The organism is Plantactinospora sp. CA-294935 (assembly GCF_050936445.1).
Lineage (GTDB): Bacteria > Actinomycetota > Actinomycetes > Mycobacteriales > Micromonosporaceae > Plantactinospora.
Window position 1 is genome coordinate 3,923,356 of record NZ_JBNJMU010000001.1, and the last position, 13,110, is coordinate 3,936,465.

Sequence of the window (13,110 nt, forward strand, 5' to 3'; positions counted from 1 at the left end):
GCATTGGTGGATCCTCTCCGCCTTGGATCTTGCCCGTTGGTGGAACGGTGGCTTTTCGCGCGGTAGGCGTTGACTGGGATCGATCTGGATGATCCTATTGGACAGTAAACCTTCCTAAGAGTTCAGGTCGTCCGTCATCCCCGCCGGCCCCCGCGAGCAGGAGGAGCACCGTGTCCAGATCCCGTCCCCGCCCCAGAACGCTCCGGATGATCGCCGCCGGGCTACTGCTGTCGACCGTCGTGATCGTCCCGTACGCCGGGCCCGGCGCCGCCGCACCGGCAACCGCGTCGGCCGGTCAGCCCGGTGCCGAGGTGCGGATCGCGGCGCCGCCCACCTTCACCCACCCCGGCGTACTGGTCAGCCGGCCGCAGCTCGACTTCGTCCGTGGCCGGGTGACCGCCGGAGCGCAGCCCTGGAAGGGCGCCTACGACCAGATGATGGCCAGCGGCTTCGCCTCGCTGACCCGTACCCCGAAGCCCCGGGCGGTCGTCGAGTGCGGCTCGTACTCCAACCCCAACAACGGCTGCACCGACGAGCGGCAGGATGCGCTGGCCGCGTACAGCCTGGCGCTGGCCTGGTATGTCACCCAGGACAGCCGGTACGCGGAGAAGGCCATCCAGATCATGGACGCCTGGTCGGCGACGATCCGGGACCACACCAACAGCAACGCACCGTTGCAGACCGCCTGGGCCGGGTCGAGCTGGCCCCGGGCCGCCGAGATTATCCGGTACACCTACGGCGGCTGGTCCGCAGCCGGTGTCAGCCGGTTCGGCACCATGCTGCGCGACGTCTACCTGCCCGAGATCATCAACGGCAACGCGACCAGCAACGGCAACTGGGAACTGAGCATGATGGAGGCGTCGCTCGGGATCGCGGTCTTCCTGGAGGACCGGGCCGTCTACGACCGGGCGGTCGCCAAGTTCCGCGACCGGTTGCCGGCCTTCCTCTACCTGACCAGCGACGGGGCGTACCCGCGCGGCCCGGTCGGCAGCAGTATCGACACCCGGGCCGAGATCGTCTCGTACTGGCACGACCAGCAGGTCTTCTCCGACGGCCTCTCCCAGGAGACCTGCCGCGACTTCACCCACACCGGGTACGGCATCTCGGCCATCTCGCACGTCGCCGAGACGCTCCGGCACCAGGGCCAGGACATCTACCCGGAGATCCAGGACCGGTTGCGGCACGCGCTCGGCTTCCACGCCAAGTACGAACTGGGCGACGCCGTCCCGTCGACGCTCTGCGGCGGCAGCCTGACCCGGGGGCTCGGCCCGGTCACCGAGGTTGCCTTCAATGCCCTGAACAACCGCCGGGGCATCGCGATGACCCGTACCCAGCAGCTCACCGAGCGCCAGCGTCCGGCCGGGACGAACTACCTCTTCGTCGCCTGGGAGACCCTGACCCACGCCGGCAACCCCCACTGACCCGCCGGGTCGCCGGCCGGCGAGCGGGTCGGCCGGCGACCCCCCGGTGCACGGGGCAGCCCATAGCACATGTTTGCTTGATCAGGGCGTTGTCCACAGTGGCGTTGGTTGTCCACAGCCGGCGGTGTACGGCCGGGGCGAGGCCGGGTCGGTCACCTACCTTCGCCGGGTGTCCGACGACGACGAAACACTGGTGCGGCAACGGCTCTCCCGGCTGCTCGGCGGCCGCACCCCGGCGGAGCGGTTGCCGGCCGGCACCGTCGCAGCGCCGTCAGGATCGACGGCAGCGGTCGCCACCGAGATCACCTGGCTGGACAGGTTCGGCGGTCCGGGCGAGGGCCTCCTTGCGCCCGCCGGCCCCATCCCTGCCAGTACCGGGTCGGATCCGTCGGCGGAGACCTCGGTGGAGTCGGCCCGGCTGGCCGGTCCGGGTGCCTTCGACCCGGGACGACGCGGCGTCAAGGCCCTCGCCGTGCTGGCGGTGGTCGTGGTGCTCGGCGCGGCCGGTTGGGCCTGGGCGTCCCGGCCCCGGACCGAGCCGGTCGTGTCCGTGCCCTCGTCGGCGCCCGCGTTCGTGCCGACACCGTCGGCTCCCGGGTCTGCGGTCGGCGCCGCCGAAGTGGTGGTCGCGGTGGCCGGCAAGGTGCGCCGCCCCGGTCTGGTACGCCTGCCCGCCGGTGCGCGGGTCGCCGACGCCCTCGAATCCGCCGGTGGCGTGCTGCCCGGCGTCGATGTGGCGCTGCTCAACCTCGCCCGCAAGGTGACCGACGGCGAACTGATCCTGGTCGGGGTGACCCCGCCACCCGGAGCCGGCCCGGCCGGCGCCGGGGCGCCCGGGGCGCCGGCCGGAGCCGCCGGCACCCAGCCGGGCGGCGGGAAGGTCAACCTCAACACCGCCACCGTGGCGCAACTCGACGCCCTGCCCGGGGTCGGGCCGGTGCTCGCGCAGCGCATCGTGGCGCACCGGGAAGAGCACGGCGGATTCCGTTCGGTTGCCGACCTGCGCCAGGTCACCGGCATCGGCGACGCCCGCTACGAGGACCTCAAGGATCTGGTGACGGTGTGACGGTCCGCCACCACCGGCCGCCCGTTCCGGCGAGCCCGCCCGATCCGACCGCCGTACCCGGCGTGGGAGACGTGGCCGATGGCCGTCGGCGGCTGCCGGATCTTCGGCTCGCCGGGCTGGCGGTGGGGGCCTGGCTGTCGGCGCTGGCCGGGCTCCTACTCGGGACGGGCCCGACCCTGCTGGTCGCGTCGCTGGGCTGCGTCGCCGCGCTGGCCCTGTCGTATCGGCTGGCCCTGTGGCGTCGACTGGCCCCGCGGCGTCGGCCAGCCGTGGCGTATCGGCTGGCCCCGTGGCGTCGCCTGTCGCCGTCGCGTCGGCCAGCGGTGGCGTATCGGCCAGCGGTGGCGTATCGGCCAGCCCGGCGGTGTCGGGTGGCTCAGGCACATCGGCCCGGCTCGTCGCATCGGCCAGCCCTGACGTCTCGGCTGGCGCCCTCACACCGGCCCGCTCCGTCGTTTCGACCGGCCCGCTGGGCGTTCGTCGTACTGAACCTTTTTCGACCTGGACCGCGCGGCGCTCACGGACCGCCTCCGACCGTACGGTCCGCCGGACCGCAAGGGGAGGTGGAAAAAGGCTCACTGGACCGGCACGGCTGGGTGGTGGTCACCGTACTCCTCGGCGTGGTCTGCGGCAGCGTGGCCACGGCCGCCCGACTCGGGGTGCGGGACGCCCCGCCGGTCAGCCAGTTGGCCGAGGCGCGGGCCAGGGTCAGCGTCGAGCTGATGGTCCGGGACGATCCACGGTCGATCGGTGGCGTCGCCGGCCGGCCGGCGACCTATCTGCTGTCGACCCGGCTGGTCTGGGTGGCCGAGGAGGAGGGGAGCAGGGTCTGGGTGCCGGCCCGGATCCTGGTGCTGGCCACCGATCCCCGCTGGCGTGAGTTGTTGCCCGGCCAGCGGGTGGCCGCCACCGGCCGGCTGGCGGAGCCACGCGGCGGGGACCTCACCGCCGCCGTGCTGACGGTCAGCACCCCACCCGTGCAGCGTGGGACCCCGTCCTTGGCACAGCGGGCGGCCGGCTCGTTGCGGGCCGGGCTGCAACGAGCCTGCGCGCCGCTGCCCACCGAACCGGGCGGGTTGCTGCCGGGGCTGGTGGTCGGCGACACCAGCCGGCTGGAACCGGCGGTCGAGGAGGACTTCCTGACCACCGGCATGACCCATCTGACGGCGGTCTCCGGGTCCAACGTGGCGATCGTGGTCGGGCTGGTGCTGCTGCTGGCCCGGTGGGCCCGGGCCGGCCCCTGGCTCGCCGCCGTCCTCTGTGGGGTCGCGCTGGTCGGTTTCGTCATCCTGGCCCGGCCGTCGCCGAGCGTCGTCCGGGCCGGCACGATGGGGGCGATCGGTCTGCTGGCGCTGGCCGTCGGACGGCCGCGGGCCGCCCTGCCAGCGCTGGCCAGCACGGTCACCGTACTGGTGGTCGTCGACCCGGAGCTGGCCGGTGACGCGGGGTTCGCGCTCTCCGTACTGGCCACCGGCGGTCTGCTGCTGCTCGCTCCCCGGTGGCGGGACGCGCTGCGGCGTCGGCGCGTACCGGCCGGTGCGGCGGAGGCGCTGGCCATTCCGGCGGCGGCACAACTGGCCTGCGCGCCGGTGGTGGCCGGACTCTCCGGGACGATCAGCTTGGTGGCCGTACCGGCCAACCTGCTCGCGGTGCCGGCGGTGGCGCCCGCCACGGTGCTCGGGGTGACGGCGGCGGTGCTGTCCCCGCTCTGGCCCGCCGGTGCACAGCCCGTGGCGTGGCTCGGCAGTTGGCCGGCGTGGTGGCTCGTCCTGGTGGCGCGGTACGGCGCACGCCTGCCGGCCGGGACGTTGCCGTGGCTGGACGGGGTGGCCGGTGGACTGCTGCTCGGGGTCCTGACCGTGGCCCTGCTGGCCGCCACCCGTCGGCCACTGGTGCGCCGGCTCGTCGCGGTGGTCGCGGCTGCCGTGCTGGTCGGTGCGCTGCCGGTGCGGGTGGTCGCCACCGGATGGCCACCGACCGGCTGGGCGGTCACCGCCTGCGCGGTGGGCCAGGGCGACAGCCTGGTGCTGCCGGTCGGTGCCGGCCGTGCGGTGGTGGTGGACGCCGGTCCGGACCCCGGGGCGGTGGACCGCTGCCTGCGCCGGCTCGGCGTACGGGCGGTGTCCCTGCTGGTGGTGAGCCATTTCCACGCCGACCATGTGGGCGGGGTGGACGGGGTGTTCCGGGGACGGCGGGTGGACGCGGTGGTGGTGCCGCAGTGGCTGGAGCCGGCCGAGGGACGGGCCACCGTGGAGCGCGCCGCCAGCCCGAACGGCGTACCGGTCGGCACGGTCGGTGCCGGCTGGACCTACGCGGCCGGCCCGGTGGCGTTGACCCTGCTCGGCCCGCCGTACCCGATCCGTGGCACCCGGTCGGATCCGAACAACAACTCGCTGGTGCTGCGCGCCGAGGTACGCGGCGTCAGCATCCTGCTCACCGGGGACGCCGAGATTGAGGAGCAGCAGGCCCTGCTGGACCGCGTGCCGGTCGCCCAGCTCCGGGCGGACGTGTTGAAACTCGCTCACCACGGCTCGGTGTACCAGGAGCCGGCGTTCCTCGACGCCGTACGTCCGGCGGTGGTGCTGGTGCCGGTCGGTGTCGACAACGGATACGGGCACCCCAACTCCGGAGTGCTGGCCCGGCTGTCCCGGTCCGGCGCCCGGGTGCTCCGGACCGACCAGCACGGGGATGTGGCGGTGGTGCGGCCGGCTGGGGGAGGGCTGTCGGTGGCGGTCCGGGGCCTCGATCCCGGCGACCCGTCCACCCGGTGATCTCCCAGGTGTACCCGTTGGAATGGACCGGACCCGGCCCGCGTGGTGACTCCGTCACCGTCGGTTCTGGCGGTAAGCTCCAATCGGTTACCCCAACCACTGGCGAAGAATGCCAGGGTTAAGATAAATGTCTGGATTTGCACTAAGTGCGGGGTCAGCCGCAGCGAGCCGGGTGACCAGGCCCGATGGACGCACGCCACGTGCGACGATGACCTCGTGACCCCCGCTAGCCTTCCCCCCGTCGTACTCGTGCTCGGTGACGAAGAACTGCTCGCCACCAGAGCGGTCGCCGGAGTGGTCGACGCGGCCCGAGCCGCCGACCCGGACGTCGACGTACACGACCATGAGGCGGGCGCGTTGGGGCCGGGGGAGATCGCCGAGCTGCTCGGACCGTCCCTGTTCGGCGGTCGGCGGATACTTGTCGTCCGGGCTGGACAGGACGCCAAGAAGGACCTGGTCGCGGCGCTGCTGGCGTACGCGAAGAATCCCGATCCCGAGGTGCAGTTGGTGGTGGCGCACCTCGGCGGGGCCAAGGGCAAGGCATTCGCCGACGGCTTGCGGGCGGCGGGCGCGGAGGTCGTTCCGGCGGCGAAGCTGAAGGGTCACCGGGACCGGGTCGCGTTCGTCCGGGACGAGATCCGGCGCGGCGGCGGCCGGTGCACCGACGACGCGGCCGAGGCGCTGATCGCGGCGGTCGGCAACGACCTGCGCGAGCTCGCCTCCGCCTGCTCCCAGTTGCTGGCCGACACCGACGGGCGGATCGGCGTCGACACGGTGGCCCGGTACTACCGGGGACGGGCCGAGGTCAGCGGGTTCACGGTCGCCGACGCGGCGATGGCCGGTGACGTGCCGGGCGCCCTGGAGGCGCTGCGCTGGGCGCTGCACGTGGGGGTGGACCCGGTGCCGATCGCCGACGCGATCGCCGACGGGGTACGCACGGTGGCCCGGGTCAGCTCGGCGGGCCGGGGCAGCGCGTACCAGTTGGCGAGCAGCCTGGGCATGCCACCGTGGAAGATCGAGAAGGCGCAGCGCGTCGGCCGGGGCTGGACCCCGGAAGGGCTGGCCGACGCCATGTACGCCGCCGCCGAGTGCAACGCCGCCGTCAAGGGCGGCTCCGACGACCGGGGCTATGCCCTGGAACGTGCCGTGGTCGCGGTCGCGGCCGCCCGCAGGGCGAGCGCCTCGCGATGACTGCGGCGACGGCGGTGCCGGCGGACGAGGAGCGGCTACGCCCGCTGTACGCCCGCGTGCTGCGGCTCCGGCACGTCGACCCGGGCGGGATGCTCTGCTTCGTCTTTTTCGAGGGCACCGTCTCCCTCGGCCTGCTGCTCGCGCTCGCCGAACTGGTGAGCTGGTGGGGCGTACTCGTCCTGCCCGCCACCGTCGCGGTCATGGTGAAGGTCAACGACGTGGTGGCCGCGGCGGTGCTCCGCTCGGCGGCCCGGGTGCCCGCCCAGGAACGGGAACGGTTCCGTCGGCAGATCCAGCCGGCGGTCGGCCGGGCCAGCGTGCCCAAGCGGTCGCTGGTCGAGTCCGGACAGACCCACCGGCTGACCACTCCCGGAACCGGCGCCTCCGACACCCCGAACCGCCGGGCCCTCGGTAACCGGCTGCCGGCCCGGTTCCTGGTCGCCCGCCCGTTCAGCATGACGGCGGTCGTCCGGGCTCGGCTGGAACTCGGCGGGCGGCGTCGACCCCGTGCCGACTCGGCCGGGCCGGACCGGGCCGACGGCGGCGGGGCCGACAGCGGTGGGGCCGACGCCCCGGGGTGGGAGGCCGGTCGAGCGCGCTCCGGATTGCCGCAGACCCGGCAGGCCGCACCGCCACCCTCCGCCGCGGCAACCTCGCGGGCCCGCAACAGCGGTCTGGCCGAACGCCTGGACCAGCGACCGGACCGGCGCTGGCTCTCCCGGAAGGATCCGATCGACATCAGCCGGCAGTCGGCCAGACGCCGCTACCGCTGACCATCCCCGGAAAGAAGCATGCTGGCCCGGGGAAGAAGCGGGCCTCAGGAAGAAGCACGTATGGCCCTCAAGCCGGCCGGCTTGAGGGCCACACGTCAGGTGTGTGGTGTTCCGCCGTCAGGCGGAGAGCGACTGGAGCCGCTTGGCGATCGCCGACTTGCGGTTCGCCGCCTGGTTCTGGTGGATCACGCCCTTGCTGACCGCCTTGTCGAGCTTGCGCGAGGCGTCCCGCATGAGCTCGGTCGCCTTGGCGCTGTCTCCGCTCTCGGTCGCCTCGTGGAACTTGCGGATGGCGGTCTTCAGCGACGACTTGACCGACTTGTTACGCAGCCGGCGCTTCTCGTTCTGCCGGTTGCGCTTGATCTGGGACTTGATGTTCGCCACGCGACAGCCTCGTCCTGGTAGCTAGGGTTACGTTTGCCTTTGATGCGCGGGCGACGACGCACGTCGGAGTGCGGCCGTGTCGGCACGCGCGAAGAGCCACGTTACCAGGTACGCCGCGTCGGGGCCAAAACAGCTCACTGCCGTCGCACCGCGGCTCCGCCCTCTCCGCTCTGGCTCCCGCCCTTTCCGCTGCGGGTCACCGCCGTCCCGACGCGGTTCAACGCCATCCCTGGCGTTCGGCCAGCCAGCCGAGCGCGGTCTCCCCACTCCAGCGCTGGTGCGCCCGGATGTGCGGCGAGCCGGTGCCGGTGCCGGCCGCCGCGCGTACCAGCCAGTATCCGGAGAGCGCGGCGAGGGCCGCGTCCAGCCCGTCGGCCGGAGCGTCCTGCGCTGCGGGATGGGTGTCGAACAGGGCGTCGGCGTCCAGCCCGCTGGCGTACCCGGTGACCAGCAGGCTGGCCAGGTCGAACCAGGGCGGCCCGTAGCAGAGCCACGTCCAGTCGCAGAGCCAGGCGGCGCCGGTCGGGTCCAGCAGTACGTTGTCCACCCGCAGGTCGCCGTGGATCATCGAGGGCACGTCGGCGTACCCGGGAAGCCGGGCCTCCAGCGCGGCGAGTTCGGGCAGCCGGTGCCGGGCGACGGCGGGGACGTCCGGCAAGGTCTCCCGGCCGGTGGCCAGCTCGGCCCACCAGGCCAGGTCCGCCCGGGCGAGGTCGGCGAGCCGGGGTACGCCCAGCGCCGCCAGCTCGACCGGGGGCTCCCGGAGCGCTGTCGCGACGGTCGCGTACGTGCCGAGGGTCGCCGCCAGCTCGGCCGGCGCCCAGGGCAGCCCGGGCATCCGGCCGTCGATGGCGTCCAGGCAGATCACGTGGTACCCGGCGGCGGTCAGTGTCCAGCGGGGGCGGGCGACGGCGAGCCCGGCCGGCAGTACGGCGGTGATCGCCGCCTCCCGGGCGTACCAGTCGCTGAGGTGCCGCTGGTCGACCAGGGAGGCCGCCTTGACGAAGATCCGGTCCCCGGCCACCGTCTGCAGCACCCCGGCGAACCCCCGGGTGAACCCGCCGCCGGCGGTACTGGCCCAGTTGACCCGGGCGCCCAGCCGGGCGGTGATCGCCGCCCGCAGGTCGGCGGGGAGATCGGCCCAGCCCGGCCGGACGGCGGTCGCGTCGTACGGTCGCGGCGGTACCGAGATGGCGGCCATGTCACCAAGTCTGCCCTGGTCCGGTCACATCACCGGGATTTCGTCACGCCGCCGGGTCACCGCGTCGCCCGCCGCCGTTCGCGCCCCGGCCGACGGCTCGGTACTCCCGGGTCCTGCCGGGCGTGGTGACGGAACTCGCGGTGGTGATCCGGCGGCCTCGGCCGGGCACCTCCCGGCGGCATGGGAACATAGAAAGCCCATCGTCGTCAGCCAAGCAGAACGGACCGCCGTGCCACCGACGCCCGACTCCGGCGCGAACTCCCCTGGTGCCACCGACCCCGGCCGCATCAGGAACTTCTGCATCATCGCCCACATCGACCACGGCAAGTCGACGCTGGCCGACCGGATGTTGCAGCTCACCGGCGTGGTCGACCCCCGGCAGATGCGCGCGCAGTATCTCGACCGGATGGACATCGAGCGGGAGCGCGGCATCACGATCAAGAGCCAGGCGGTCCGCATGCCGTGGACCGTGCGGGAGGGTGACCAGCAGGGCGAAGAGGCCGTGCTGAACATGATCGACACGCCTGGGCACGTGGACTTCACCTACGAGGTGTCCCGGTCGCTCGCCGCCTGCGAGGGGGCGATCCTGCTGGTCGACGCCGCCCAGGGGATCGAGGCGCAGACCCTGGCCAATCTCTATCTGGCGATGGAGAACGACCTGCACATCATCCCGGTGCTCAACAAGATCGACCTGCCGGCCGCCCAGCCGGACAAGTACGCCGAGGAACTGGCGCACCTGATCGGCGTGGATCCGAGCGACTGCATCCGGGTCTCCGGCAAGACCGGCGAGGGGGTGCCGTACCTGCTCGACGAGATCGTCCGGCAGTTCAAGCCGCCGGTCGGTGACGCGACCGCGCCGGCCCGGGCCATGATCTTCGACTCCGTCTACGACGTGTACCGGGGTGTGGTGACGTACGTCCGGGTGGTCGACGGCCGGATCGAGGCTCGCGACAAGATCAAGATGATGTCCCTCGGCACGGTGCACGAGCTGCTGGAACTCGGCGTGATCTCCCCGGAGATGCAGAAGGCCGGCGCGCTCGGGGTCGGCGAGGTGGGCTATCTGATCACCGGCGTGAAGGACGTCCGGCAGTCCCGGGTCGGTGACACCGTCACCATCAACGCCCGGCCGGCGAGCGAGGCGCTCGGTGGCTACAAGGATCCGAAGCCGATGGTCTACTCGGGTCTCTACCCGATCGACGGGTCGGACTATCCGGCGCTGCGGGACGCGCTCGACAAGCTGAAGCTCAACGACGCGGCGCTCAACTACGAGCCGGAGACCTCGGCCGCGCTCGGCTTCGGCTTCCGCTGCGGCTTCCTCGGCCTGCTGCACCTGGAGATCATCGGTGAGCGGCTGGAACGCGAGTTCAACCTCGACCTGATCTCGACGGCACCCAACGTGGTCTACCGGGTCGTCCTGGAGGACGGCAAGGAGGTCACGGTCACCAACCCGAGCGAGTACCCCACCGGCAAGATCGCCGAGGTGTACGAGCCGGTGGTCCGGGCCACCGTGCTGACCCCGAACGACTACGTCGGCGCGGTGATGGAGCTCTGCCAGGGGCGGCGTGGCTCGTTGCAGGGGATGGACTACCTCTCCGCCGACCGGGTCGAACTGCGCTACACGCTGCCGCTCGCCGAGATCATCTTCGACTTCTTCGACCAGCTCAAGAGCCGTACCAAGGGCTACGCCTCGCTGGACTACGAGCCCTCCGGCGAGCAGCACTCCGACCTGGTCAAGGTCGACATCCTGCTCAACGGCGAGCCGGTGGACGCGTTCAGCGCGATCGTGCACAAGGACAAGGCCTACAACTACGGCGTCTCGATCGCGGCAAAGTTGCAGAAGCTGATTCCCCGGCAGCAGTTCGAGGTGCCGATCCAGGCGGCGATCGGCAACCGGGTGATCGCCCGGGAGACCATCCGGGCGATCCGCAAGGACGTGCTGGCCAAGTGCTACGGCGGTGACATCAGCCGGAAGCGCAAGCTGCTGGAGAAGCAGAAGGAGGGGAAGAAGCGGATGAAGATGGTGGGCCGGGTCGAGGTGCCGCAGGAGGCCTTCATCGCCGCCCTCTCCACCGGAGACTCCGGCGACGGCAAGGGCGGCGGCAAGAAGTGATCCCCCGGGGGTACGGCCCCGGCGCGTCCTTCTGTCCCCGGTGTGCGGCGGCACTGCCCGGCCCCGCACCGACCACCTGCGCCCGGTGCGGCTACCAGCTCTTCGTCAACGCCCGCCCGACCGTCGGCCTCGTCATCCTGGACCGCGCTCCGTCGCTCGGGCCGACCGGTCCCGGGGCGGGGCCCGACGTCGCGGATCTGCGCTTCCTTGCCCTGTGTCGGGCGGCGGAACCGATGATCGGCCGCTGGGAGACGCCGGGCGGGTTCTGCGACGGCTGGGAGCACCCGGCGGAGGCGGCGGTTCGGGAGGCCCGCGAGGAGCTCGGGGTGTCGATCACCCTTGGTGACCATCTCGGCATGTACGTCGGCAGCTACGAGTTCCAGGACGAGACTCTGCCGGTCCTCGACCACTTTTTCCTGGCCACCCTGGACGATCCGAGGGTCGTGCTCGATCCGGCCGAGTCTGCCGAGCTGAGCTGGTTTTCCCTGGTGGATCCGCCGCCGCTGGCCTTCGGCACGATGGATGCGGCGGTTCGGGATGCGGCGCGACGTCTGGGCGTCTAGGTCGGTTTGAGCTTTTCAGCCTTCGGGAACCTAGCAGTCACCACAACAACGTGTGACGCATCCGAAGGAGGACGGCCGTGGAACTCACCGTCTGGGGTATTATCACCGCGCTCATCGTCGGTCTTGTCATCGGCGCCCTCGGTCGTCTGGTCGTACCAGGCCGCCAGGACATGCCGATCTGGCTGACCATGCTGATCGGTGTCGGTGCCGCGTTGCTCGGCACGGTCATCGCCCGGGCCGCCGGCATCGCGACCGAGACGGCCGGCATCGACTGGATGGAACTGCTGATCCAGGTCGCACTGGCCGCCATCGCGGTGGCCCTGGTGGCCGGCGTCGGCCGCCGTCGGCGAATCAGCCGGTACTGAGCAGCCCCCGCTCTCCGGTAGCAAGGGCGCCGGCCGACTCGGCCGGCGCCCCGCCGGCGTTTCGGCCGGCCCGTCGGCACGCCGACTCCGCTGCCGACCGATACGTCGACGCGGACGGTCTGGCGCCGACTGCCTCGGACCGCTAAATTCACCACGGCCGTACGATCGACTGTCGTGATCGACTAGCCGGCATCGCCTATAGTTGTGATCGTTCATTCACATTTGCTCAAATGATCTCCCCATGTTACGCTCTGTAAGTGTCCACGGACTCTCTCCCGGGAAGCGTCAGGGTGTCACCTCTACAGCTTTCGGATCGGCATCCCAAGGTCGCGCTGTACCTTGAGGCGTACACCCCCCTGGTCGAAGAGTGGTTCCAGGCGCTGCGGGATTCCGATGCGCTGACAGAATTGCGCCGTACCGCATCGGGGCGGGACCTCGTCGACAATCTGCAAAGGCTCGACCAGCTTTTCCGGGACCTGGTCGACGGCATGTTCGCGCACCCGACGCCGGTGCTGGAGCGCGCCGTCGCGGTCGTGGCCGTGCACCGGGAGGCGGTCGTCTGGGAGGACCAACTGGTGCCGCGCCCCGGTGCCGGTGCCGAGGAGTTGGCGGCCTCGCTGCGACACAAGTTCAAGCGCAACATCAGCCTCGCCCTGCTGGAGGCGTTGATCTGTCTGGAGTCCGCGCTGACGTACGCGCGGGAGGCCCTGGGCCTGTCCGGGGAGGAACTGGCGGACACCCTGCGGGGCAGCACCTCCATGCTGGCCAGCCTCTCGGTCCTGCACGACCAGCAGGAGATGGCCCGGATGAGGCAGTTGACGGGCGACCCGACGGAGATCCAGCACCCGAAGTTCACCGTCGCGGACATCGTCCGGGGTGCCTTCCGGATCGGGCCCGACAAGTTCCGCGCCGTCGGCCCGGAGGGCCAGCGGAGGATCCGGTTCGGTAGCGTCCCGCCGCACGGTGTCGAGCTGGCCAGCCCGACCATGAAGTGCCCGGCGCATCGGCTGACCAATGACGAGGGCCAGCCGTTGAATAACGAGTTCTGGGCACTTCTCGTCGACATCTACCGGATGTCCGGCCGGCTGGGCTAGCTCCACCGAACGGTGGGTCCGGCCATCGGCCGAACATGAATGGTTTGACGATTCCGTCGCGTTGGCCAACGCTTCCGTTGTCGAATACTCGCCGACTGCGTCACCGTCGCTGCCCGCCCGGACCGGCACAACGGCCCCGTTCGGCGCATGGTGTGTGCCAGGCCACTCCGG

The 13,110-nt window shown here is 71.7% G+C and carries 10 protein-coding genes and 1 pseudogene; 9 read left to right on the forward strand and 2 right to left on the reverse strand.

The annotated features are described in order from the left end of the window. Positions 1-170: 170 nt before the first annotated feature. From ACQEVC_RS17595 to ACQEVC_RS17615, 5 genes and pseudogenes are all read left to right on the forward strand, one after another. On the forward strand, positions 171-1,421 hold the full coding sequence (locus ACQEVC_RS17595) for an alginate lyase family protein (protein WP_432878597.1): 1,251 nt from the start codon (positions 171-173) through the stop codon (positions 1,419-1,421). Between the two features lie 169 nt (positions 1,422-1,590). After that, the gene (locus tag ACQEVC_RS17600) at positions 1,591-2,487 is read left to right on the forward strand and encodes a helix-hairpin-helix domain-containing protein (protein WP_432878600.1); all 897 of its coding nucleotides are present in this window, start codon (positions 1,591-1,593) and stop codon (positions 2,485-2,487) included. Between the two features lie 341 nt (positions 2,488-2,828). Next, on the forward strand, positions 2,829-5,258 hold the full coding sequence (locus tag ACQEVC_RS17605; protein ID WP_432891489.1) for a ComEC/Rec2 family competence protein: 2,430 nt from the start codon (positions 2,829-2,831) through the stop codon (positions 5,256-5,258). A 216-nt stretch (positions 5,259-5,474) separates the two neighbouring features. After that, positions 5,475-6,449, forward strand: a complete 975-nt coding sequence (gene holA / locus ACQEVC_RS17610) for a DNA polymerase III subunit delta (RefSeq protein ID WP_318398568.1) — start codon at positions 5,475-5,477, stop codon at positions 6,447-6,449. Beyond that, positions 6,446-6,769: pseudogene (locus ACQEVC_RS17615) on the forward strand (hypothetical protein); the annotation flags it as partial. The gene holA and the pseudogene ACQEVC_RS17615, both read left to right, overlap by 4 nt. A gap of 570 nt (positions 6,770-7,339) precedes the next feature. Here ACQEVC_RS17615 and rpsT read toward each other — a convergent pair. Both rpsT and ACQEVC_RS17625 read right to left on the reverse strand, forming a co-directional pair. Further along, positions 7,340-7,606, reverse strand: coding sequence for a 30S ribosomal protein S20 (gene rpsT, locus ACQEVC_RS17620; RefSeq protein ID WP_107269985.1), 267 nt, complete (start codon positions 7,604-7,606; stop codon positions 7,340-7,342). A gap of 217 nt (positions 7,607-7,823) precedes the next feature. Further along, on the reverse strand, positions 7,824-8,807 hold the full coding sequence (locus ACQEVC_RS17625; protein ID WP_432878605.1) for a phosphotransferase family protein: 984 nt from the start codon (positions 8,805-8,807) through the stop codon (positions 7,824-7,826). A gap of 229 nt (positions 8,808-9,036) precedes the next feature. Between ACQEVC_RS17625 and lepA the strand changes: the two genes are divergently transcribed. The 4 genes from lepA (at position 9,037) to ACQEVC_RS17645 (ending at position 12,939) form a co-directional block, all read left to right on the forward strand. Beyond that, positions 9,037-10,917, forward strand: a complete 1,881-nt coding sequence (lepA, locus tag ACQEVC_RS17630) for a translation elongation factor 4 (RefSeq protein ID WP_432878608.1) — start codon at positions 9,037-9,039, stop codon at positions 10,915-10,917. After that, the gene (locus tag ACQEVC_RS17635; protein ID WP_432878611.1) at positions 10,914-11,480 is read left to right on the forward strand and encodes an NUDIX domain-containing protein; all 567 of its coding nucleotides are present in this window, start codon (positions 10,914-10,916) and stop codon (positions 11,478-11,480) included. The genes lepA and ACQEVC_RS17635 overlap by 4 nt, the downstream gene beginning before the upstream one ends. 77 nt (positions 11,481-11,557) lie before the next feature. Then, positions 11,558-11,845 (forward strand): GlsB/YeaQ/YmgE family stress response membrane protein, encoded by a 288-nt coding sequence (locus ACQEVC_RS17640; protein WP_432878613.1) that lies wholly within the window; start codon positions 11,558-11,560, stop codon positions 11,843-11,845. 257 nt (positions 11,846-12,102) lie between these two features. Further along, on the forward strand, positions 12,103-12,939 hold the full coding sequence (locus tag ACQEVC_RS17645; RefSeq protein WP_432878616.1) for a hypothetical protein: 837 nt from the start codon (positions 12,103-12,105) through the stop codon (positions 12,937-12,939). Positions 12,940-13,110: the final 171 nt, after the last annotated feature.

Coding starts and splice junctions, on each gene's coding strand:
- ACQEVC_RS17625 (WP_432878605.1), bottom strand. CDS start 8,807: ATGGCCGCCATCTCGGTACCGCCGCGACCGTACGACGCGACCGCCGTC.